Origin of the sequence: Halorussus salinisoli (assembly GCA_005239435.1) — an archaeon.
In the GTDB taxonomy this organism is placed as follows: Archaea; Halobacteriota; Halobacteria; order Halobacteriales; family Haladaptataceae; genus Halorussus; species Halorussus salinisoli.
In genome coordinates this window covers 170,883-191,924 of the sequence record SZNP01000007.1, presented here as the reverse complement: position 1 = coordinate 191,924, position 21,042 = coordinate 170,883, and the positions used below count along the sequence as shown (strand labels likewise).

General features: G+C 65.3%; 19 protein-coding genes. 10 read left to right on the top strand and 9 right to left on the bottom strand.

Going from position 1 to position 21,042, the window contains the following annotated elements; translation table 11 throughout:
* Window positions 1–183 precede the first annotated feature (183 nt).
* From E2484_RS19560 to E2484_RS19545, 4 genes are all read left to right on the top strand, one after another.
* Window positions 184–1,341 (top strand): thiolase family protein, encoded by a 1,158-nt coding sequence (locus tag E2484_RS19560; RefSeq protein WP_137286877.1) that lies wholly within the window; start codon window positions 184–186, stop codon window positions 1,339–1,341.
* Window positions 1,338–1,703 (top strand): Zn-ribbon domain-containing OB-fold protein, encoded by a 366-nt coding sequence (locus E2484_RS19555; RefSeq protein ID WP_137286876.1) that lies wholly within the window; start codon window positions 1,338–1,340, stop codon window positions 1,701–1,703. The genes E2484_RS19560 and E2484_RS19555 overlap by 4 nt, the downstream gene beginning before the upstream one ends.
* A 162-nt stretch (window positions 1,704–1,865) precedes the next feature.
* Window positions 1,866–2,714 (top strand): hypothetical protein, encoded by an 849-nt coding sequence (locus E2484_RS19550; RefSeq protein WP_137286875.1) that lies wholly within the window; start codon window positions 1,866–1,868, stop codon window positions 2,712–2,714.
* Window positions 2,715–2,782: 68 nt separating this feature from the next.
* Window positions 2,783–3,178 (top strand): MaoC/PaaZ C-terminal domain-containing protein, encoded by a 396-nt coding sequence (locus tag E2484_RS19545; RefSeq protein ID WP_137286874.1) that lies wholly within the window; start codon window positions 2,783–2,785, stop codon window positions 3,176–3,178.
* Between the two features lie 98 nt (window positions 3,179–3,276).
* On the opposite strand, the gene E2484_RS19540 is transcribed toward E2484_RS19545, so the two are convergent.
* Both E2484_RS19540 and E2484_RS19535 read right to left on the bottom strand, forming a co-directional pair.
* Window positions 3,277–4,305, bottom strand: a complete 1,029-nt coding sequence (locus tag E2484_RS19540) for a Kelch repeat-containing protein (protein WP_321112758.1) — start codon at window positions 4,303–4,305, stop codon at window positions 3,277–3,279.
* Window positions 4,306–4,400: 95 nt separating this feature from the next.
* Window positions 4,401–4,646: a Sec-independent protein translocase subunit TatA/TatB gene (locus E2484_RS19535; protein WP_137286873.1), complete on the bottom strand. Its 246-nt coding sequence runs from the start codon at window positions 4,644–4,646 to the stop codon at window positions 4,401–4,403.
* Between the two features lie 133 nt (window positions 4,647–4,779).
* Here E2484_RS19535 and E2484_RS19530 point away from each other — a divergent pair, with 133 nt between their 5' ends.
* Window positions 4,780–5,334 (top strand): metal-dependent hydrolase, encoded by a 555-nt coding sequence (locus E2484_RS19530; RefSeq protein WP_137286872.1) that lies wholly within the window; start codon window positions 4,780–4,782, stop codon window positions 5,332–5,334.
* Here E2484_RS19530 and E2484_RS19525 read toward each other — a convergent pair whose 3' ends face one another.
* A complete protein-coding gene (locus tag E2484_RS19525) occupies window positions 5,335–6,246 on the bottom strand; it encodes a DUF7547 family protein (protein WP_137286871.1) in 912 nt (303 codons plus the stop codon).
* Window positions 6,247–6,643: 397 nt separating this feature from the next.
* Window positions 6,644–7,846 carry a GNAT family N-acetyltransferase gene (locus E2484_RS19520; protein WP_137286870.1) on the bottom strand — a complete coding sequence of 401 codons (1,203 nt, stop codon included), beginning with the start codon at window positions 7,844–7,846 and terminating at the stop codon, window positions 6,644–6,646.
* Between the two features lie 42 nt (window positions 7,847–7,888).
* On the opposite strand from E2484_RS19520, the gene E2484_RS19515 reads away from it, so the two are divergent.
* Complete coding sequence (locus E2484_RS19515) at window positions 7,889–8,215, top strand: hypothetical protein (RefSeq protein ID WP_137286869.1); 327 nt, start codon at window positions 7,889–7,891, stop codon at window positions 8,213–8,215.
* Here the strand turns inward: E2484_RS19515 and E2484_RS19510 are convergent.
* Window positions 8,191–9,282 carry an NADH:flavin oxidoreductase/NADH oxidase gene (locus tag E2484_RS19510; protein WP_137286868.1) on the bottom strand — a complete coding sequence of 364 codons (1,092 nt, stop codon included), beginning with the start codon at window positions 9,280–9,282 and terminating at the stop codon, window positions 8,191–8,193. The genes E2484_RS19515 and E2484_RS19510 overlap by 25 nt on opposite strands.
* A 127-nt stretch (window positions 9,283–9,409) precedes the next feature.
* On the opposite strand from E2484_RS19510, the gene E2484_RS19505 reads away from it, so the two are divergent.
* A complete protein-coding gene (locus tag E2484_RS19505; RefSeq protein WP_137286867.1) occupies window positions 9,410–10,132 on the top strand; it encodes a DUF7504 family protein in 723 nt (240 codons plus the stop codon).
* Window positions 10,133–10,193: 61 nt separating this feature from the next.
* On the opposite strand, the gene E2484_RS19500 is transcribed toward E2484_RS19505, so the two are convergent.
* The 3 genes from E2484_RS19500 to E2484_RS19490 all read right to left on the bottom strand — a co-directional run bounded on the left by E2484_RS19500 (window position 10,194) and on the right by E2484_RS19490 (window position 12,968).
* Window positions 10,194–10,943, bottom strand: a complete 750-nt coding sequence (locus E2484_RS19500) for a hypothetical protein (protein ID WP_137286866.1) — start codon at window positions 10,941–10,943, stop codon at window positions 10,194–10,196.
* Window positions 10,944–11,117: 174 nt separating this feature from the next.
* Entirely contained in the window at window positions 11,118–11,654 is a 537-nt protein-coding gene (gene dpsA / locus E2484_RS19495; RefSeq protein ID WP_137286865.1) for a DNA starvation/stationary phase protection protein DpsA, read from the bottom strand.
* Window positions 11,655–12,077: 423 nt separating this feature from the next.
* The gene (locus tag E2484_RS19490) at window positions 12,078–12,968 is read right to left on the bottom strand and encodes a carbon-nitrogen hydrolase family protein (RefSeq protein WP_137286864.1); all 891 of its coding nucleotides are present in this window, start codon (window positions 12,966–12,968) and stop codon (window positions 12,078–12,080) included.
* A 146-nt stretch (window positions 12,969–13,114) separates the two neighbouring features.
* Between E2484_RS19490 and E2484_RS19485 the strand changes: the two genes are divergently transcribed.
* On the top strand, window positions 13,115–14,545 hold the full coding sequence (locus tag E2484_RS19485; protein WP_137286863.1) for an aldehyde dehydrogenase family protein: 1,431 nt from the start codon (window positions 13,115–13,117) through the stop codon (window positions 14,543–14,545).
* 398 nt (window positions 14,546–14,943) lie between these two features.
* On the opposite strand, the gene E2484_RS19480 is transcribed toward E2484_RS19485, so the two are convergent.
* Window positions 14,944–16,281: a glycoside hydrolase 5 family protein gene (locus E2484_RS19480; RefSeq protein WP_137286862.1), complete on the bottom strand. Its 1,338-nt coding sequence runs from the start codon at window positions 16,279–16,281 to the stop codon at window positions 14,944–14,946.
* A gap of 472 nt (window positions 16,282–16,753) precedes the next feature.
* On the opposite strand from E2484_RS19480, the gene E2484_RS19475 reads away from it, so the two are divergent.
* Window positions 16,754–17,968, top strand: coding sequence for a Cdc6/Cdc18 family protein (locus E2484_RS19475; RefSeq protein WP_137286861.1), 1,215 nt, complete (start codon window positions 16,754–16,756; stop codon window positions 17,966–17,968).
* A 538-nt stretch (window positions 17,969–18,506) separates the two neighbouring features.
* The gene (locus E2484_RS19470; protein WP_137286978.1) at window positions 18,507–21,017 is read left to right on the top strand and encodes an efflux RND transporter permease subunit; all 2,511 of its coding nucleotides are present in this window, start codon (window positions 18,507–18,509) and stop codon (window positions 21,015–21,017) included.
* The last annotated feature ends 25 nt before the right edge of the window (window positions 21,018–21,042 follow it).

Here is a 21,042-nt window from a genome sequence, read left to right as displayed (position 1 = left end):
CGTACCACACTTCGAACCCGTAGTAGAGTAGAAACGTGTTTTCGAAAGCCCCGGCCCCTTTCAGTCCCCCGACGTGGTCCGGCCGGTTTCATCCGTGGTGGATGGACGGTCAGATGTCGCTCCGCTGAAACCTCGACTGCCCCATCCCCGACTTATAAACCTTTACTCCGCATTCTGGAAGGCATGGACCGCGTAGCAATCATCGGAGCGTCGATGACGCAGTTCGGCGAGCGCGACGCGTGGCTCCGCGACCTGCTCGCGCAGGCCGGGCGCGAATGTCTCGCCGACGCCGACGTAACTCCGGACGACGTGGAACACCTCTACGTGTCGAACATGGCCAGCGGGGAGTTCGAGGGCCAGACCGGCGCACCGAACGCCCTCGCGCACGATTTAGGCGCGATACCAGCCTACACGCAGCGCGTCGACCAGACCTCCGCCTCGGGAGGGGCGGGCATCTACGCCGCGTGGCAGTCGGTCGCCTCCGGGGCCTCGGAGATGACCCTGCTGGTCGGCGGCGAGAAGATGACCCACCGCTCGACTCCGGAGGCGACCGACGTAATCGCCTCGCTCACGCATCCCGTGGAGTACAAGCACGGGGTCACACTCCCCTCGTTCGCAGGTCTTACGGCCCGCAGGTACCTCCACGAGTACGACGCGCCGCGCGAGAGTCTGGCGAAGGTCGCGGTGAAGAACCACCGGAACGGACTCGACAACCCCCACGCACAGTTCCGGAAGGAAGTCGACTTGGAGACCGTCATGGAGTCGCCCATCGTGGCCGACCCGCTGCGACTCTACGACTTCTGCCCGATTACCGACGGGAGCGCGGGACTTCTCTTCTGTCCGGAGTCCGTGGCGGCAGAGTACGTCCCCGACGACGAGTACACCGTGATCTCGGGCGTCAGCGGCGCGACCGACACCCACGTCGTCCACGAGCGCGACGACCCCACCGTGATGGGCGGGGCGGTCGAGAGTTCCGACGAGGCCTTCGAGATGGCCGGACGAGAACCTGAGGACGTGGACGTGGCGGAGCTCCACGACATGTTCACCATCCTCGAGTTCCTCCAGAGCGAAGCCGTCGGCTTCTTCGACCGAGGTGAGAGCTGGAAGGCAGTAGAGGAGGGCGTCACCGACCGCGACGGAGAACTGCCGATCAACACCTCCGGCGGCCTGAAGTCGAAGGGCCATCCCCTCGGCGCGAGCGGAGTCGCACAGGTCTACGAACTCCACCAGCAGTTGCTCGGCGACGCGGGCGACCGGCAGGTCGATTGCGAGGTGGCGCTGGCCTGCAACGTCGGCGGGTTCGGCAACTGCGTGACCACGACCATTCTGGAGGAAGCATGACGCTGAACGCTCACCGCTGTCCGAACGGGCACCTGATGTATCCGGGCCACGAACTCTGTCCGGAGTGCGGCGAGGAACAGACCGAGGAAATCGACCTGAGCGACGAGACGGGCGAAGTCGTGACGTGGACGACCAACACCGCGACCCCGCCGGGAGTCCGCCAACCGAACTCGCTGGCCATCGTGGAGTTCTCGATAGCTGACGAGTCGGTTCGGGCGATCGGACAACTCGCGGAGGACGCCGAGGTCGAAATCGGCGACGAGGTGCGGCCGGTGTACGCCGAGGAGCTGCGAGACCCCGACGCCGGGATTCGGGAGAAGGAGAGCCAGGAGTGGGATGGCTACAGATTCGAACCGGCTTGAGCGAACGCCCGTGAGCGGTCCGGTTCGAATCTGCTAGGTCCGGACCGGCTCGAGCGAACGCTCGCGCGGGCCGAATCCACGCGGACCGACGGTTCCAGGTCCTGAAGAATCAGCGAACACTCATTTAACCGCTTCCGGCGTACGTAGAACCGGTGACGCAAGATGTCCGTTTCTCTTCCCCGGTGGCAGGTTCGTTCGACGGTGGCGATTCTCGGCCTCTCGGTCGTCGCGACGCTCGTCGGTCTCCTCCGTCCGGGCCACTATCGTGACGCGGCGGTGACGATCCCGCAGGTTTACGGCCAAGACGCGGTGACGCTCGGATTCGGCGTCCCGTTGCTGGCGGTCGGTCTCTGGTACGCCGCGCGCGGGTCGCTCCGGGGGTACGTCGTCTGGCTCGGGGCGCTCGCATACATGCTCTACACGTGGGCATCGTACGCGCTCATGCTCTACTTCAACGAGTTGTTCCTCGCGTACGTCGCGCTGTTCGGCCTGTCGCTGTTCACCTTCGTCGGCGGCGTACTCCGACTCGACCCCGGCGCGGTGCGCGACCGGTTGCACGGTCGGTTGCCAATCCGAGTTACGAGCGGCTACCTCGCGGCGATAGCGCTGTTCTTCGCGGCCGGATGGCTCTCGGAGGTCGTGCCCGCCACGCTTCGGGGAGCGCCGCCCGAGAGCGTCCGACTCGCCGGCGTCCCGGCGAACGTGATTCACGTCCTCGACCTCGCGGTCCTCCTCCCGGCCACGCTGCTGACCGCGGCGTGGCTCTGGCGACGCCGGGAGTGGGGGTACGTCCTCGCGGGCGTCCTGCTGGTGAAGTTCACCACCCTCGGACTGGCGGTCCTCGCCATGGCCGCGTGGATGCGCCGAACGAGGCAAGGCGGGGAGCTCGGCGAAATCGCGCTCTTCGGAGTCGTCTCGGCAGTCAGCGTCGCACTCGGCGCGACGTACCTCCGGTCGATGGCTCCTCCGTCGCGGGACGCCGACGCCGGAGAGCGAGCCTCGACGGAGTAGCGAACGAGTGGATTCGGAGTCGTCGAATCGGACGACCTTTTGGGGAGAGGTACGATGTAACGACAGGAATGACTCCGCCAACAGAAGGCGACACCCGAACCTTCGAGCGCACCTTCACGCCCGAGGACGTCCGGAAGTTCGCCGAGGTATCGGGCGACGAGCAACCCCGTCACCTCGACCCCGACGACGAGGGCCGCCTGCTGGTCCACGGCCTGCTCACGGCCACGATGCCGACCAAAATCGGCGGCGACCTCGAAGTTCTCGGACGCTCGATGGCGTTCGACTTCCTCCAACCGGTTTACACCGGCGAGACGCTGACCTGTAAGATGACTATCGAGGAGGTCGAGGATCGCGAGGACCGATACGACCTCTTGGCGGCGGTCACTTGCCGGAACGAGGACGGCGAGACGGTGATGACCGGCACCGTCGAGGGACTGGTGTGGAAGTCGGACGGACGGGAGTAGGGAAATGTTCCTCTGTCTTTAAGAACTATTTTCATATACTTAGAGAGCATAGATATCGCTTTGAAACGGATTTCGTTCTCCCGAGAGCGCTCGAAGCGTCACTTCGGTTGGGGGCCGAACACTTCCAGCGCGTCTGAGAACGAAAATCCGGGTTCGGGGCCGCCCGCCGCGGTGTAGAGTCTCCCACCGAGGGTCGCGGCGGCCAGTCCGTGCCGTGGCGTCGGAAGCGGTGGGAGGGACCGCCACTCGTCGGCCGCCGGGTCGTACACCTCGGCCTGTTCGAACGTACCGCCGGGTCCCTCGCCACCGACCGCGACGACTCGTCCGTCCAGTGTCGTGGCCGCCAGTCCGCCGCGCGGCGTCGGCATCGGGGCCAGCTCGGTCCACTCGTCGGCGTCGGGGTCGTACACTTCGGTGGCGTCGAGCAGGTTCGAGAAACTCGTGCGACCACCGACTGCGTAGAGTTTCCCACCCACTGCGCCGGCGGCGAGGTGGTTTCGAGCGGTCGGCATCGAGGTCAGTTCGGTCCACTCGTCGGCGTCGGGGTCGTAAGCGGTCAGCGCCGCCAGCGACTCGTCGGTTCCTTCGCCGCCCGCGACGTAAATCCGCCCGTCGATGACGCCCGCCGCGAGCGCGCCTCGCGGTGTCGGAAGTGGCGCGCGCTCCACCCAGGTGTCGCCGTCGTGCCGCCAGACGGTATCGACGGGGTCGAACTTCCGTCCTCGAAACCCACCGACGACGTAGCGGTCGCCGTCTATCGCGACGGATGCGGCGTGGTGTCGCGCCTCCGGAAGCGGGTCGCCGGTCCGCCACGTTCCGGTCGCAGGGTCGAAGATTCCGACTTCGGCAGTTACGTCACCGGGCACGAATCCACCGACGACGTGGAACTCCGACCCGGAGGCGACCCCAGCGACCTCGGTTCGCTCGTCGGGCATCGGCGGGCCCGACTGCCACCCTCGCTGTTCGCGTTCACGGCGTTCGTCCGCTCCGTTTCCTCGCGTTCGATTCCCGTCTCGGGTCGCGGCGCGGACGCGCCGGACCGCCGACGCTCCCGCGGTCTCGGCGACGAGTACCCGGAGGAACGCCCGACGAGACGCCGACCGAAACGTCCGGGGTCGGTCTGTCATGCGAGAGTTCACCACGCCCGGTGTAGGCAAAAATCGACGGAATCGTTCGCAGGGTAATTCGGAGTTGCCGCGCGAATGCCGACGTTTCGCTGAGTTCAGACGTTGACCGTCTCGTCCTCGGCGAGTTCGTCTTCGAAATCGTCGCGCTCGGCGGCCTCCGCCGATTCCCGAATCTCGCGTTCGATATCCTCGCGGCCTTTCTTGAACTCGCCCATCGCTTGCCCCGTCGACCGGGCGAGTTTCGGCAGTTTGTTCGCGCCGAACAGCAGAACTGCGACGAGCAGGATGATCATCATCTCCATCCCGCCGGGAACCGGTCCGAACAGCGGTGTCAGACTCATAACGAATCGGATAGGCTCCGAACGGATATCAACTCGTCGCGTGTCGTCTGAGTGATACCAGTCGAGCGCGTATCCGGCATTCGACAATTTATAAACCGGTAGATTAACGTTGAGTCCGTGGCGGCTTCACGGTATGTTTCCGCCGGGCCACTACGGGATGGCGCTCGCCCTCTACGCCGTGGTCGGGTACGTTCTACTCTCGCAGGGGTACGTTCGGGACGCCCTCTCGGGCGGTGGTATCGTCCTCGCGTACACCCTCTTCCCGGACGTGGACGGCCAGTTGGAGTTTCTGGTCCACCGCGGCGTGACCCACACCCTCTGGTTCGCGGTCGCGGTCGGTGTCTTCTGCGTGCTGGTCGTGGCGCCGTCCCTCCTGAAGCGACCCCGACGAGAAGCGCTCCGGGGTGGCCTGTGGGCCTTCTTCCTCGGCGCGTTCGCGGTCGTCTCCCACCTCCTCGCGGACGTGTTGAATCCGTGGGGCGTGATGCCCATCTACCCCGTCTCGCCCGCGCTCTACTCGCTGGACCTCGTTCGCGCGACGAACGACGCCGCCAACTACGCCATGCTCGCGGGCGGCGTCGGAATCGCGGTGGCCGCGTGGTTCGCGGGCCGACACCGCGACGTCCGGCAGTCGCTCGTCCGCCGACTCTACCGGCGACTCCGCGACCGTGAGACGGTGGCCGAGTAGCTATTCGGTGTCGTCGCCGGGGTCGTCGCTCTCGTCGTCCGCATCGTCGTCGAATTCAGGTTCGGCGTCGTCGCTGGACGTGGCTTCGTCTCCGCTCTCGTTCGATTCGTCTTCCGCGCTCGCGGCGTCTGTCGCCGGACCGCTCTCGTTCCTCCGGTTCTCGATTTCGTCCTTGATGGACCGGAGCTCGGCCTCCACGTCCACCTCGGCGCGGTCCTCGGCGAGCTCGTCGCTCTCGTCGTCCGCGTCGCCGTCGTCCTCGTCGGTCAGTTCGATGGTCGTCCCGCCGTCCAGACCCGCATCTGCGCGGTCGGACTCCGCGTCGCGGTCGGACTCCTCACGGTCGGCCGAGAACCGCTCGCGGTTGACGTCCCGCTCGCGCTCGCGGGCCTCGTCGACCTCTCTGCGCTCGCTCTCGACTCGGTCGCGTATCTCGCGGTTGACGTTCCGAACGTCGTCGAGGAGGCTTCGCGCCTCGTCCTCGCGGGGCAGGTCGTTCTCCCGAATCGTCGTCTCGACGTCTTCGAGCGCCGACTCCAGTCGGTCGAGGGTGAGGCGACTCGCGTCGGCGGCGCGCGACTGGAGTCGGTCGCGTTCCTCGTTCACGACGCTTCGCTCGGGGTCGAGGAGTCGAATGACCTGCTGGAGCGCCTCGAGCGCCCGGACGTTGGCCTCCAGCGTGGCGATGGCGGTCGGGATGGCGTACTTCCCGGTGAACGACAGCACCTCGCGCGGCGTCGGTGGGCGCGGCAGGCCGAGCGGTCCCTCGGGCGGTCGGCCCAGTTCGGACCGGAGTTCGCGCACCCGCGCTTCGAGTTCCTCGACGCGCTCGTCCAGTTCTTCGGAGTCGCGCCTGTCGTCTGGGTCGCGCCGGTCGTCGCGGCCGCGTCGGTCGTCGCGGTTGTCTCTCATGGCCGGGCCTACGTGTCGCGCGGTAAAGAGTTTGGTCGCTCGTCGGTCTCGTGATGGGTGGAGAGTCGGGGAAAGTCGGTTGGGAATCGGCGGGAGTCGGGGAAACTCGGTGGAGAACGTTGAGAAGTAGCTAGCGACTCCGTAAGCCAGTGACCTGTGATACTCAGCAGAAGCGAGATGGAAGTAGCACGAAGCTAGCTACTGCCGACGCGAAGGAGTACCGCAACCGCACCGCACGGCCCCGCACCGCGACCGCGGGCCTCACGCCTCCCCAACCTCTTCGTTCATTCCCTCCGGTCGTTCACTTGTCCCTCGCGCCAGCGCGCGCCAAGATTTACGAATAATAGTACTTTCGTCTCTCGAATCCGAATTTACGAGCCGAATCGAGATTTGCGAATCAGAACACCTCGCGCAGGAACACGTCGCGCTCGGGGAACATCGCTGCGAGGGTATCGCGGACGTCGGGAGTCCGGACTTCGAGGTCGGCCAGCGTCTCGGCATCTGCGACCGAGTGGTAGCCGACGAACACCTGGGAGAGCGCGCCGACGCTGGTGGTCACGTCCGGGTTCGAGATTGCGTCTCCGGAGGTCGGTTCGCAGGTCGCTCGTCCGTCGGCGACTGCGACTCGGAAACTACCGTCGTTCCAGTCCACGAGGAGGTCCGATACCGAGATGGAGAACTCGGCGTCGAGGTCGGCCGGGTAGTCCAGCGCCTCGATTGCGGCCGGAACGTCCACGATTCGGACCATCGGCCCGGCCTTCACCTCGCAGTCGACGTCTGCGGGGTCGTCGACCACGTCGAGCAGTGAGGTGTCCGGCGGTCCGTAGATGCTCACGCGCTCGACCTGCGAGTCGTGGTTGGCGAGCAGTCGCAGGAGGTTCAGGCGCGCCTCGCGGTCTGCGGCCGCGAGTTCGGAGACGTGGAGTCGCTTGCCCTCGTCTTCGTCCTCGACGCGATAGACGACGTAGCCTCGGAGTTCGCCATCTCGCTCCCACCCGTAGACGTAGGGGTCGGTCCGCAAACTGCTGAAGACGCGCTCTCGCCACCAGTCCTCGGTTCGCTCGACGGCGAGTTCGTACCCTTCGTGGTCGGCCGCGAGTACCGGGTCGAGACGGTCGAACTCGTCGGCGTCCACAGGGCGGAACTCGCCCCCGGTCGCGGGGGAGTCTCTGGCGAACGAGAGCGCCTCGGGGTCGCACTCGTACCGGACCCACTTGTTCGCCAGTCCCCACCCTTGGCGCTCGTAAAACGGATGCTCGAACGCCCACAGCGCCGTCAGGAAGTCGCCGCGCTCGCGGTACTCGGTCAGCGATTCGGCGAGCAGTCGGGCGACGTTACCCTGTCGGCGGTGTTCCGGCGGGGTCGCCACCGCCGACAGGCCGGGCATCTCGAACTGCTCGCCGCGGAGTTCGGTCCGAAACCAGTAGTGACTGCAGATACAGAGCATCCGGTCGCCCTCGAACAGCGCCCGAGCGTCGCCGGGTTGTTCGTCGGGGTCCCAGTCGTACTCCTCCTGTAGGCCCTCTTCGAGGCCGAACGCGTACTGAACGTAGTCCTGAAACTGTTGCTTCCGGTCGTCCGGAAGTGCCTGATAGTTCATACTCGACGGGGCGGCATCGGCAGCAAAATAGGTTGTCACGGTGTGAGACCGACTGACACTCGCCGGGATTGGGTCTTCGGTCAGCGCACGACGCTCCGAGATACGTCCTCGATTTCCGCCCGAGACGACCTCGACTACGCCAGCGACGGCGAACTGCTCGAACTCTACGGCGTCCTCGTCGTCGGGTGGGGACTCCATCTCGTCGGCCGGTTCGTCGCCCAAACGTCCCGAACCCTCCCTGGCTTGCTCGTCGGATTCCTCGTCGTACTCGCGGGCGGTCTCGCGTTTCTCGTCGGTATCGTCGCCATCGCGCGAAAGCTAATATGCCGAGAGCGGAAGCTAACTCACTGCACTGCGCGCCGGTACTGAATCGGCCACTCCGCCTCGTCTTCGACGCCCAGTTTCTCGGCGGCGTGGAGTGCGAAGTATGGGTCACGGAGGTGTTCTCGACCGACGATGGCGAGATCTGCGCGGTCGTTGCGAATCAGGGCGTCGGCCTGTTCGGCCTCGTTGATGCCGCCGACTGCGCCCACGAGCGCCTCGGTGGATTCGCCCACGCGCTCGGCGTAGGGAACCTGATAGTTGGGTCCCGCACTCGGAATCCGCTGGTCGGGGTGGAGACCACCTGCGCTCACGTCCACGAGGTCAGCGCCCGCATCGGCGAGGAGCGGGGCGAGTCTGGCGGTGTCCTCGACGGTCCACGACTCGCGGTCGGGAAGCCAGTCGGTCGCCGAGACCCGGACGAAGACCGGCAGGTCGCCGGGCCAGACCTCGCGGACCGCGGAGACGATTTCCCGGACGAGTCGAGTTCTCCCCTCGAAGTCGCCGCCGTACTCGTCGTCCCGGTGGTTCGTGACGGGCGAGAGGAACTCGTGGAGCAGGTAACCGTGGGCGGCGTGGACCTCCGCGATTTCGAAGCCGGCGTCGATGGCGCGTTCGGCCGCGGCGACGAAGTTGGCTTTGACTTCCTCGACGTCCTCGCGGTCCAACTTCCGCGTCCGGGCCTCTCCGTCGTCGTAGGGGTACGGACTCGCGCTCGGGGCGACGGTCTCCCATCCGCCCTCGTCGGGTTGGAGGGGAACGCTTCCGTCCCACGGCCGGGTCTTGCTGGCTTTCCGTCCCGCGTGGGCCAACTGGATGGCGGGGGTCGCACCGCGCTCGGAGACGAACTCGGCGACGGGCGCGAGGGCGTCGGCGTGGTCGTCGCTCCAGATGCCGAGGTCGTGCGGCGAGATGCGGCCTCGCGGTTCGACCGCGGTCGCCTCGGTCATCACGATACCTGCTCCCCCGGTGGCGCGACTCCCGAGGTGGACCTCGTGCCAGTCGGTAGCGAGACCGTCGCGGTCGCACGAGTACTGACACATCGGCGACACCATCACCCGATTTCGAACCGTCGTTCCGCGAATCGACAGCGAACCGAACAGGTGGTCACTCATCGCGTTTACCTCGGCGCTCCGAGCGTGAAAGGTCTCGGCTCACCCACGTTTCTTGCCGAGGATTCGGAATCAGCGTTTTCATTTGTCCGAAACACTTATTGCAATCATAGCCGTTATTAGTGAATCAATGTGTGGGGAGGAACGAAGGGGGAGTCCAGAAGCGACAGCCCGATTTAGGCATCGGCTGGCTAACCTGAAGCGAAACGGGTGTAACATCTTGCTCGTCGGGACCGACGCGCTCGATGCGGCCTGCGAACGTCTGCTGGGGGAGTCGAGCGCCGGACCTCGCTATCGGTTGTTCGTGACGACCGACGCGACGCCAGCGATAGCCCACTCGAAGCTCACGTCCGCCCAGTCGGGGCCGTACCGCGACGAAGCCGCGGTCGTGGACTGGCAGGCCGACGTGCGAGGCGGGAGTGGAACCGACGTTCGAGACGGGGGCGAGACCGACGTGCGAGACCACTTCGGCCAGCCGTTCCAGTGCGTGAGCGTCGAGGGCGACGACCTCCGTGACCTCGGGGAGACCGTCGAGGAGACCATCGAACAGTTCGACTCGGAGGTGGGGAGCCTCTCGCCCGCGGAACTCCGGCTCTGCTTCGACTCGATTACGCCGCTGGTCGCCGACTACGACGACCGGGACGTGCGCCGGTTCCTGCTCGGACTGACCGAGACAGTCGAGCGATTCGACGGCATGGCCCACTACCACCTTCCCGCCGAGTACGACTCCGAGACGGTCGACTCCATCGAGGCGCTGTTCGACGCGGTGGTCGAGGTCCAGTACGGCGACGAGATCGAGCAACGCTGGCATCTCACGGACGAGGACATCACGACCGATTGGCTTCCGCTGTAGGTCGGTCGTGGGCGTAGAGGCTCCGGACGACGATCGACGGCTCCGACCCCTTCGTGGCGCTTCAGGCGACGGTCTGCTCGCGCTCGTGACCGACGTACCACGGGCGCTGTTCCAGAATGCGCTTCCAGACGCGAGCGTCCGACCCGGGCGACTCCCGGTTTATCTCCCGAATCCGGTGGAGATCGCGCTCGCGGAGTCGGTCGAAGTGGGGCTCGTCGAGGAGTTCCCTGATTCCGTGGGAGTCCTCGGTGCCCTCGATGCGTTGTTTTCGGCGCTCGCGGTCCTCGGCGACGAGTTCGCCGGGACTGAGACTGTGGTAGTACGACTCGACGACCGGAAACCAGCCCTCGCTGATGGCTCGGTCGGTACAGGCGAGTAGCGTCGAGCGAACCGCCGAACGCGCTCGGTCGCGTTCCGCGTTCCCCTCCCCGCGCCCGGCCTGGTCGACGGCGGTCCCGACCAGTTCGTCGTGAGCCGAGAGCAAGGCGTGGAGTTCGTCCACGCAGTCGCCGAGTCGCTCGGCGGTCCGAATCCGGAAGCGTCGCTCCGCGCGCTCGTCGTGTTTGAAGTACTTCCCCTTCGCGTCGTCCTCGTACTCGCGGGCCGCGAAATAGCTCTCGTTGACCCGGACGAGCACCTTCAGATACGTGGCCTTCGCTTCGTCGGCCTCGAACGGCGCTCGGACGACTTTCTGTCCTGCCGCCGACAGTACCGCGAGAAATCGTTCCCCGTCGTATCGGACGTAGTCGTGTCGCCCGTCGTTCTCTTCGACGAGGTACTTCGACCCGGTAAAGAACGCTTTCGACACCATCGGCGTTATTTCGGTAGATGTAATCCCGGATAATAAATGTCTCGCGGATTATCACCGGCGAGAATCGAACGCGAGAGGTTCTGGAAGGCGGGAATCCGGAAGTCTTCGCGAAATCTCGTGACGCTCGCAGTGGTACCGTCACGACGTCGGCTTCACAGTGTCACTCCCACAGTGTCACTCCCACAGCGTCAGCGAGTCGTGGGCGAGAAAGCCGTCGATGGCGTGGGCGCGGGATTCGAGGTCCAGTAGTAGGTCCCGGAGGAGGGTGCCGGTGGCGTGGTCGCCGAGGCTCTCGGCGAACTCGATGTGACTGCTGACGCTCTCGATGAGGTCGCCGTAGGCCTCGAGGTCGTTCTCCAGCGAGGTCCGCACGTCGTACACGTCCTCGCCCTCGAACGGGACGGGACTGTGGCGCTCGAACGCCGCCGGGCCACTCACGGGAACCCCGCCGATTGCGCCGATTCGACGCGCCAGCACGTCGGCGTGGCGCTCGGCGTCGTACGAGGCGTCGCCGAAAAATCGCCGGAGTTCGCCCGCCTGCGCTCCGGTGACGCTCCAGTGGTGTTTCCGGAGTTGGTGGTAGAGAACGTAGGTCGCCGAGAGGTCGGCGTTCAGCGCCTCGACCATCTGCTCGGCCTTCTCGGTGTCGAAGCGGACGGCGTTGCCCTCGACGGTGCCGGCCTGCTGGAGTACCTGTCGCTGTTGGCTCACGTTCGTGTTCCTCCTGCATCGGGTACCACCGGGGACCGCTTAAGGCTGTTCGCAGGTGTCCCGTTTCTACGCCGTCTGCGGAGTTTCGTCACCTCTCGAATTGGCGCGCGCTGCTCGTCTTCTACCCCGGCGCGTGCTGGCGCGACCCAAATCGCGGGTCGCGCCAACCCGCGCGAGGTCTGTGCGAGCGAACGCCAGTGCAGGCTCGGAAGACGTCGTTTGTCCTCCGGTAGCCGAGCAAGGCAGGAGGCTGGGGAGGCGTGAGGCCGTCGCGGTGCGGTCGTTCAGTGGCTCGAGAAGGAGCTAGCTTCTTCTGAAAAACAGCTACCACGCCCGAAATCGCTCGTAGACGTTCCTCGTCGCAAACCCGGAAATACACGCCAGCGTTTAACCCATATAAATAATCATCTAAGAAACTAAGTTCTATCTTCCGTCCTCGAAGACCGGGATGAACTCCCGACAGTCCTCGAACACAGCGGGGTCCAAGTCGGCTACGAGGTCGCGCTCGCCGCGGTTCAGTCCCGCTTGCACGCTCCCGTCCGGTCGAACGACCCGCGAGCGCCCGGCGTATTCCGTAGGGCCCCCGACCGTCTTCTTGCCAGTCCGGCCAGCGCCGACGACCCAGCGAACGCCGTCGAGCGCGCGAGCGCGCAAGAGTAGTTTCCAATTCTGACTGTGGGCCGCAGGCCACGCACCGACGACGAAGAGGGCGTCTACGTCGGGGTGAGCGTAGGCCGAGCTCTCGCCGACGAAGTTGAGGTCGTAGCAGGTCGACAGCGCCGTGGTCCCGGCGGGCGTTTCGACCGTGACGCGTTCGCGGCCGGAGACCAGAACGTCCTGTTCGCCCGCCCAGAGGTGGCGCTTCCGATAGACGGTGGTTCCGCCGTCAGGGTCAAGATACGCGACGGCGTTGTAGTAGGTCGGTTCGGTCGGAGCGGCGGTGGGAGAGTCGGCGTCGGAAACGACGGCGGTGGCAGGGTCGGAGTCGGAAACGGTGGCGGCGTCCGGGATGGCGTCGGCACTGCCCACGACCTCGACGAATCCGACGAGGAGAGCGCAGTCGGTGGCGACCGCGAGGTCGTGCAGACGGGCGAGCGCGTCACTGTCGCGCGAGAGGGCGGCGGCGTACACTCGCTCGTCGGCGACGAACCCGGTCAGGGCGTATTCGGGGAAGAGCGCCACGTCCACGTCCGGGGGAAGGGCGGTCACGCGCTCGCAAATCGATTCGAGATTCGCGTCCACGTCGAGGTCGGCGACCGCCATCTGGCAGGCCGCGACTGTCGGGGCGTCTGCGGGGGGTCCGGCGTCGGTCATGTCTACCGAGTCGAAAGCATACGAGAAAAACGGTCTGGTCGCGTGGAGGACGTAGTTCGGTCGAGTCGGGATAGGAGTCGACGAAAGGAGCGTCATTAATCCAATCGTGAGTAAATATTTTACCCACGGAGTGCTAAGTGGGGTGTATGTCACAACAACCACTCCAGCGTCGGGAACGTCTCTACATCGATGGCGACTGGCGAGACGCCGACGACGTACTCGAAGTCACCGACCTCGCGGACGGCGGGTCGTTCGCGCAGGTAGCGTCCGCGTCGCCCGAGCAGGCCGACGACGCGCTCGCAGCCGCGGAGGCCGCACAGGTCGAAATGCGCGAGACGACCATCCCTCAGCGCGTCGAGTGGTTGGACGCGATTGCCGACGGCCTACTGGACCGTAAGGAGGAACTGGCGGAGGTCATCGTGCGCGAGGCGGGCAAGCCCATCTCGTCGGCCCGTGGCGAAGTCGAGAGCGCGGCCGAGCGATTCCGCCGCGCCATCGAGGAGATTCGGTCGCTGAAAGGGGAGTTCCGCGAAGGAACCACGGCCGGACACGAGGGCTGGGACGCCATCGTCAAGCACGAACCGATGGGGACGGTGCTGGCTATCACTCCGTACAACTACCCCGTCTCGACCACCGCGCTGTCGGTCGCACCCGCGCTCGCGGCCGGGAACTCGGTCATCCTGAAGCCCGCGAGCGACACTCCGATTAGCGCCGCGATTCTGGCCGACGTGATTGCGGACCTCGACCTTCCCGACGGTGCGTTCAACTTCGTGCCGGGCCGCGGGAGCGTCATCGGCGACGTACTCTCTGGCGACGACCGCATCGACGTGATTTCGATGACCGGGTCGAGCGCCGCCGGGAAACACGTCGCCAAGGAGAGCGGCATGGTCAATCTCCACATGGAGTTGGGCGGGAACGCGCCCGCAGTCGTCTTCCCCGACGCCGACCTCTCGGACGTGGCGGGCCAGTGTGCCAAGGGGTCGTTCAAGTACGCGGGCCAGCGATGCTCGGCCGTGAGTCGCGTCCTCGCGCACGAGTCGGTCCACGACGAGGTAGTGGACCTGCTGGAGGCCGAGGTCGATAGCTGGCAACCCGGCGACCTCTTCGAGGAGGACACCACGATGGGGCCCCTCATCAACGAGGGCCAGGCCGAGTGGGTCGAGGAACTGGTCGAGGACGCCGTGGAGAAGGGCGCGGACCTGGTTCGCGGCGGCGAGCGCGACGGCGCTCACTTCGAACCGACCCTGCTGGCGAACGTGCCTCACGACGCCCGCATCGTCCACGAGGAGCAGTTCGGACCGGTCGCGGTCGTGACGACCTTCGAGGACGAGGAGGAGGCCATCGGAATCGCCAACCACGGCGAACTCGCGCTCGACGCCGCCGTGTTCACCAGCGACTACGACCGCGCGATGGAGATGAGTGACAAACTCGACGCGGGCGCGGTCCGCATCAACGGTGCCCCGAGCCACGGTCTCGGCGACATCCCCTTCGGCGGTAACAAGGCCTCCGGTATCGGTCGGCAGGGTCTCCACACCACAATCGAGGAGATGGTTCGGAAGAAGAGCATCGTCCTCTGAAGTCGGTCTTCGGATTTTCTCTTCGTTCTTCGGATTTTCTCTTCGTTCCGACTTTGCGACTTCTCACCCTCGACGGAACCACGGTCTATCGTCCCACGTCCACAGGACCACGGCCGGTCATCTCACGGGATGCGCCGCGCGCTCGTCCGCGACCGCACTGCAGACGCGGACGAGCGCGCAAGCGGGGAGGGACGGGGCGCAGTGCTGTGCGGCGCGGTGCAGTGCGGTGCCGTGAAGTACGGTACTGGGCAGTGCTGTGCGGCGGTTCAGTGGCTCAAGGAGTAGATAGTCTACTTGCTATCTTCTTGGCTTTTCAGTAGTAGAGCAGAGTCTACACTCGACTCCCGTAATGCCGGAAAGGAAGCCGACTTCCGACGCTCACGGGAGAACGAGACGGGTCACTCGTCGCGCCACCACTCGTCGTCAGACTTCAAGCCGAACGTCCGTCTGATTCGCTCCGCTAGCGACTCTCGGAGGTCTCGAAACGATTCGGTTCCGTCGGAGTTCGATTTAGTAGTTTCGGCTCCGTCACGATCGTCAGATCCCTCGGCCCGGGTTAGGGCGTCAGAACGAGTCTTGGCATCAGAGCGAGGTTCGTCGTCCGAGCGAGCAGAGCCGTCGGAGTAAGCCGCATCGGCCGGGTCAGTCACGCCGTCGGCGACCGGTTCGGGGTACGGAAATCGGTGCCCGCGCCACGACGTCGGGAGTTCGTGTCGGCCGGTGAGTTCGAGCGGCCGGCCCGCGATTACCTCGGCGTCCAGTCGGGAGTAGACCGCACCGTCGGAGTGAAAGAGCCCGTTGATTCGGCCCTTCTCGCGCGGTTCGCGCAGGTAGGCCGGGCGGAGCATCAGACTCCAGAAGAAGTCGCCGTCGATGAGCTCGGCGTCGTGGGCCTCTCGAATCGTCGGCGCGAGACTGGCGAGATTCGGCGCGAAGCGGGAGGGCGGTTCCTCGAGGGTGCGTTGCCACTCGGTACACCAGAGGGGCTTTCGATGCTCCGCCTCGCCGTGGTCTTTTCCGGCGATTTCGTCGGCGAGCGCACGCTGGTCGGCCACGTACTGGCGTGCCGACTCCGGGTTCCGGGGCAGATTCATGTGGAACTGGTAGGCGTCGAGTCCGGCGAGGTCGTCGAGGACCTCGCGGTCGTAGAGCTCGGCGAAACGCACGTCCCTCGTGCCCATCGTGAGAGTCGCGTCGGGGGCCGCCTCGCGGACGGTGCGGAGCGCGTCGGTTACGAAGTCCCTGCGGGGTTGGACCGTCCCGGGTTCGTTCATGATTTCGGTGGCGAGCAGGCGGTCGTCCGTGGCGTACTCCTGGGCCCAGCGCCGGGCGAAGTGGATGGGCGACCGGTCGTACCCCGTCCAGTTTCGCGGTTGGAGGACCTCGGGACGGGAAGGCGAGTGGACGCCGAAGGCGTTCTCGGGGTCGGTCGCGTGGAGGTTCTGCTCGGTCGGTGGGGCCTCCGGCGGGGCTTCGAACAGGACGACGAGAGGTCGGATACCGCGAGACTCGCAGGTCGTCAGGAAGTGCTCGACGTGCGCGAAGAACTCTGGGCCGTCCTCACGCCAGAACTCGTAGGACGCGAAGACTCGGAGACTGTTCAGTCCGATTTTGGTGGCGTACCCGAGGTCACGCTCGACGACGGAGTTTCGGTAGTTTGCCCACGTCTGATAGGCGTTCCAGTCGTCCTGTGGGATGTACACAGCGCCGCGGATGCCTCGAAGGTCGTCGTCCACGGGCAAGTTGAGCGAACGCCCGGATAAAAAGTATTCGGGCTCGATTTGAACCGTTCGGCTTCGCCTCGGAAACTCGGCCGGGACGACCAGCCATGGTACGGCAAACCACCATTTCCGCTGTTTCGTTTGTTTGGGTTATTTTATAAAGCCCCCCACCCCAGAGTTCCGCTGAATTCCTCGCAACGGGGGTAGGTAGGTGAGGGGCGAGTCGAGCGGTCGATGTTCCTTCCGCGACGATGCAGACGAAATAGACTAAAACGACTAGTTTGCGGATACTGTTTCCAGGACTAGGACAAGAAACTTGCCTTTACAGAGGACTCCCGAGAGCTACCCACCCCGTCTCCCGCGGTATTCAGCGGAACGACGGGGTGGGGGTGTTTCATAAACGATTCGCTCAAACGAATCAGAGGAATCAGCGGAACGGGTGGTTTCGATAGCTTGATGAACCCGACCCAAGTCGTCCACAAGTAACATGGGCTCTTTCGACTTCGTCCGGGAATACTCCCCGTACACCAATCGAGAGGCGTTGCTGGACGATTACACGCCCGACACGCTCGTCGGGCGGGACGACGAACTGGACGAGTACCACGGCGCGCTCCAACCGGCTATCTACGGCGAGCAACCCGACAACATCTTTCTCTACGGGAAGGCCGGAGTGGGAAAGACCGCGGCCACGCGCTTTCTACTGAACAAACTCGAAAACAACGCCGAGGAGTACGAGGACCTCGACGTGCGCACCGAGATTATCAACTGCGACGGTCTCAACTCCTCGTACCGGGTCGCCAGCAACCTCGTCAACACCATGCGGAACCCCTCGAACCACATCAGCGAGACGGGCTATTCGCGCTCGCAAGTCTACGACCTCATGTGGGAGGAACTCGACGACTACGGCGGCATCATCCTCATCGTGCTGGACGAGATAGACCACCTCAAGGACGACTCCATCCTCTATCAACTCTCGCGGGCCCGCGAGAACGAGAACCTCACCGAGGCCCGCATCGGTCTCATCGGCATCAGCAACGACCTCACCTTCCGCGACTCCCTCTCGCCCAAGGTCCGTTCCTCCCTGTGCGAACGCGCCATCTCCTTCTCGACCTACGACGCCAACGAACTCCGGGCGGTCCTCGAACAGCGCAAGAACGTGGCGTTCAAGGAGGACGTGCTGACCGACGACGTGGTTCCCCTGTGCGCCGCGTTCGGTGCCCAAGAGTCGGGCGACGCCCGAAAAGCACTCGATCTCCTCCTGAAGGCCGGAGACCTCGCCCGCGAGGAGAACGACGAGGAGGTCGCCGAACAGCACGTCCGCCGCGGCCGGGAACTCCTCGAACGCGAGCAGGTCGCCCGCGGCATCGCGGACCTCAACGACCACGAGCGACTGGTGGTCTACGCCCTCGCTACGCTCGAAGCCGAGGGCGACACGCCCGCCCGATCGCGGGAAATCTACACCCGCTACAAGTCGCTGGCCGACGCTGCCGGAAAGAACACGCTGACCGCGCGATGGCTCCGCGAGCACCTGGACGACCTCGCCATGCTCGGCATCCTCAACGTCACCGAAATCAACGAGGGGTCGGCGGGCGGCAAGTACCGGGAGTACGACCTCCAACAGGACCTCGCGGTCGTGCTGGACGCGCTCGAAGAGACGTTCGAGTCGATGGGCGTCCACGCGAGCGTGAAAGACTACCTCTAAGAACCACCTTGTTTCGTCCTGAGGTGCCACCTTTTTTCGTCGTCGGGTAGCCTCGGGCGCTCGCTTCGCTCGCGCCCTGCGGCCACCGCTCCTCGAAAAAATCTGGACCAAAAAAGGGCCGCTCGCTCGGTCGCTTCGCTCCCTCGCTCGCGGTCGAATCGCTAGCCCGGATGGTGGACTCCACCGACGGCCGAAGCGGGCGAGTCCCCCCGACCCGAGGAACGACCGACCGATAGACAAATATTCAATTGCAATAACCCTATACATATTGGTTAGGAACTACTTTTCATATTTTATATATAGAAAATAGTATTCCATCTGTTTCCCGCCCGTCCGCTCCGATGGTTTATATGAGAAGGCGGGACGAACCGCTCTCGTGTCGGTCCGAGACGCCACGCGCGACGGGACTCGTCTGCTTCCGCCGAGTGGCACGTCCACCGCCACCCTCGAATCTTTGACCTTCGGCGTGATACTCTGGCACCACTCCGCGCTTCGCGGACCGTTCGTGGCCCGACGCCGGGGAGTGGGGGAATTCGAAGTGGTACACGACTATCAGCGCGTCATCGACTGGCTGGACGACCGCATCGTGAATCGGCCGGGGCGAATCGTCGTCGCCTTCCTCGTCGTGACCGCCGTCTTCACGGCCGGAGCGACACAGGTGTCTACCGAGGCGGGAACCGAGAGTTTCGCCGAGGACGTACCCGAACAGGACGCGCTGGAGGCGGTCGACCGCGAGTTCGATCCCGCGTTCGGGCCGGGAACGACCTCGACCCAACTCATCCAGACCGGCGAGAACGTCGTCTCGAAGCGCGGACTGACCCGGATGCTGACGGTCCAGTATCGACTCGAACGCCGGTCGGACCTCCGAATCGTCGGCGTGACCAGTCCCGCCAGCGTCGTCGCGCGCACGCTCGACCCCGACGCGACCACCGCCGAAGCGCAACTCCGGGCGGTCGAGCGCGCGTCTCCGAATCGAATCGACGTCGCGGTCCGGGCGGCCGCCCGCGACAATCCCGCTTTCCGAACTCTCCTGAGCAGGGACTTCAACTCCGAGTCGGCCCGCGCCACCTCGTCCATCACGCTCGTCGAACACGCGGTTCCGGATCTCGCTTCCGGCGAGCAATCCGCCGGAACGAACCCCCTCACGCCCATCCAGCGCGAGATGCAGTCGGTCACGGCCTCGGTCGGTGGCGACGTCCGCGTCTTCGGGTCGGGCATCGTCGACGCCGAGTTGGGGACCGTCATCGGCGACACGCTGATTATCGTCGTCCCCGCCGCCGCGATTCTCATCGTCATCTTTCTCGTCGTCGCCTACCGGGACCTCGCGGACCTCCTGCTCGGCGTCCTCGCGCTGGTCATGGCGATCATCTGGACGTTCGGCTTCATGGGCTTGGCGGGCATTCCGTTCAACCAGATTCTCATCGCCGTTCCACCGCTCCTGCTCGCGGTCGGCATCGACTTCGGGATTCACGCGGTCAACCGCTACCGCGAGGAGCGCGTCGAGGGTTACGGCGTCGCCGACTCGATGCGGACCGCGACCGACCAACTCCTCGTCGCCTTCTTCATCGTCACGACCACCTCTGTCATCGGGTTCGCGTCGAACCTGACGAGCCAACTACTTCCCATCCGGGACTTCGGCGTCGTCGCGAGCGTCGGCATCCTCTTCACCGCGCTCATCTTCGGCGTGTTCCTCCCCGCCGCGAAGGTCCTGCTGGACTACGCCCGGGAACGCTACCCCATCCCGACCTTCAGTCAGACGCCGCTCGGCTCCGAGGACTCGCCGCTCGGAACCGTCCTCGCTGGCGGCGTCGGCATCGCCCGGCGCGCACCTCTCGCCTTTCTCCTGATAACCGCCGTCTTCACCGCCGGAGCGACCGGCTACGCGACCGGCGTGGACACCTCCTTCAGTCGAGAGGAGTTCCTCCCGCCCGAGGAGACGCCCGGCTATCTCCGTGCCCTACCGGAACCGTTCCGGCCGAACGAGTACACCGTCACGCGCGACATCGACTTCCTCGAAGACAACTTCGAGACCGGCGAAGACGAACAGGTTGTCGTCTACGTTGAGGGACCGATGACACGCGACACCGCGCTCGAATCCATCCACCGGGCGGGCGCGGACCCGCCCGACACCTTCGTCGCGGAGGACCGACGCGCCAGCGAGCGGAGCATCGTCACCGTCGTCCGGTCGCTCGCCGCGACCGACCCCGAGTTCCGCCGCCTCGTCGAGCGCAACGACCGGAACGGCGACGGAATCCCGGACGATAATCTCGACGCGGTCTACGACGCCCTCTTCGATTCCGAGTACGCCACGCTCGCGGGCCAGTACCTCACCGAGGACCGCCGAAGCGCCCGCGTCGTCTACTCCGTGAAGGCCGACGCAGACTCCGCGGAAGTCACCGAGGACGCCCGGACGGTCGCCGACCGCTATCGGTACGAAGCGACCGCGACGGGCAACATCGTGGTGTTTCAGGCCATCTCTGACCTCATCTTCGAGTCGGCCATCGTCAGTCTCTCCGTCGCGCTCGTCGGTACCGCCGTCTTCCTCGTCCTCGTCTACGGCGTTCTCACCGGCCGACCCTCCCTCGGGGTCGCCAACTTCGTCCCCATCGTCGTCACGGTCGCGGCGCTCGCGGCCACGATGCGGTACGTCGGCATCTCGCTCAACGCCTTCACTGCGACCGTTCTCGCCATCACCATCGGTCTCGGTATCGACTACTCGGTCCACGTCGTCCACCGGTTCACCGACGAGATAGAACTCCGAGACGACTCCATCCTCGCACTCGAACGAACGATTATCGGGACCGGCGGCGCGCTGACCGGAAGCGTCCTCACGACCGTCTTCGGCATCGGCGTCCTCGTACTGGCGGTGTTCCCGGCTATCGGACAGTTCGGCCTGCTCACTGCCCTGAGCGTCGTCTACTCCTATCTCGCGTCGGTTCTGATACTGCCCTCGGTACTGGTCGTCTGGGCACGGGTCACGGGTGTACGGTCGCAGGCGGACGCGGCCGACGCGTCCGACGCGGCCACCGCTGTCGGCGACGCGGAGTGACCGAAAAAATAGTCGTCGGCTCCGA